We start from the raw sequence: 1,587 nt of genomic DNA on the forward strand, positions 1-1,587 counted from the left end.
GGCTCCGGCAGCTGCCCGCGATCTACTTTGCCATTGGCGTTAAGCGGCAGTCGATCCATCCAGACGTACGCGGTCGGCACCATGTAGGAAGGCAGCTCGGCGCCAAGATATTCGCGGATTGCAGCCTGCGTCAGCGTATCGTCCGACGGAACGATATAGGCGCACAAATATCGATGCTCCCGTCCATCCTGCCGATCGATCGTTACCGCCTCGCGAATGCCTGGATGTCTGGACAGCCTGCCGTCAATCTCGCCCAGCTCGACCCGGTAGCCGCGAATTTTGACCTGATGGTCCTTGCGGCCGAGGAACTCCATATTCCCGTCCGGCAGTAGTCTGCCGAGGTCGCCTGTCTTGTACATCGTACTTCCTGGGAGGAATGGGTCCGGCACGAAAGCCGCTGCCGTCTTCGCCTCGTCGTTCATATACCCGCGGGCAACGCCTACGCCGCCGATGTACAGCTCCCCGGCTACGCCCCGCGGCACTGGCTCGCGATCCTCGTCAAGAATGTAGAACGAGTTGCCACCAATCGGCACGCCGTACGGGATGCTGCTCTGGGAAGCATGTACTTCCCCGATTGGATAGTAGTTCGACCAGACCGTCCCTTCCGTCGCACCGCCCAATGAAATGACTTCGGCTCTTGTGAATCTGCGCCGGATACGGTCAGGCAGTGTGACCGGAATCCAGTCTCCGCTCATGAACACAAGCCGCAGTTCAGTCGGAAGCGTCATGTCCGGCTGCTCTTCCAGCATCTCGTCCAGATGGTGGATGAAGTGGTTCATCGTCGTCGGGACGGAATCCCAGAAGGTAACGTTTTCGGTCTCCATTAGCTTAAGCAGGGACGCCGGCTCCAGCACCTCTTCCCGCTCGGCCACGACGATCGTTCCGCCGGCGGCAAGCATGCCGAAGATGTCGTAGACCGACAGGTCAAAGCACATCGAAGTGATGAAGAGCAATCGGTCGTGCGCTCCGACGGCGAATCGGTCGTTCACCCAGCTGACCAGATTGACCGCGCTGCGGTGCTCAATCATGACACCCTTCGGTGTACCCGTAGAGCCTGATGTGTAGATAATATAAGCCAGGTCTCGACTATCCTTCGCGAGCCTCAGCGGCTCCGTGCTCAGCTCATCAAGCTCCGTGTCGCTCATCAGAATGAGCCGTTCGTGCACAAGGTCTGGGTACGCTTGATCGACGACCACGGCTGATGCTTCCGAGTTCTGCAAGATATAGGCTTTGCGTGTCGCTGGATAGTCGGGATCGATCGGCACATAGGCCGCTCCGGCTTTAAGAATCGCGAGCATCCCCGTTATCATGGCGAAGCCGCGTCCGGCGATGAGGGCAACATGGTCGCCGCTCTGCACGCCGCGGGCGGCAAGGTGTCGAGCGAGCCGGTTCGCATCCTTCTCCAGCTGAGCATAAGTCAGCGTTCGTCCCTGATGCCGGATGGCAGGAGCGTCCGGCGTATGGGCTGCCTGCAGCTCGAACAGAGCGTGCAGCGTAAGGCCATCGGTATAGGTGGATGGCAGCTCATGCACGGATGCATTCCATTCGTGGAGCAGCTTCGCTTTCTCTTCCTCGAGCATAAGCTCC

1 protein-coding gene is annotated in these 1,587 nt (G+C 59.5%); it reads right to left on the reverse strand.

Annotated elements, in window-relative coordinates; translation table 11 throughout:
- Positions 1-1,587 (reverse strand): non-ribosomal peptide synthetase (locus PXY01_RS22030; protein WP_127573285.1); only part of this gene is annotated, 1,587 nt, incomplete at both ends.

It is taken from the genome of Paenibacillus xylaniclasticus (assembly GCF_004001065.1).
Classification (GTDB): Bacteria; Bacillota; Bacilli; order Paenibacillales; family Paenibacillaceae; genus Paenibacillus_T; species Paenibacillus_T xylaniclasticus.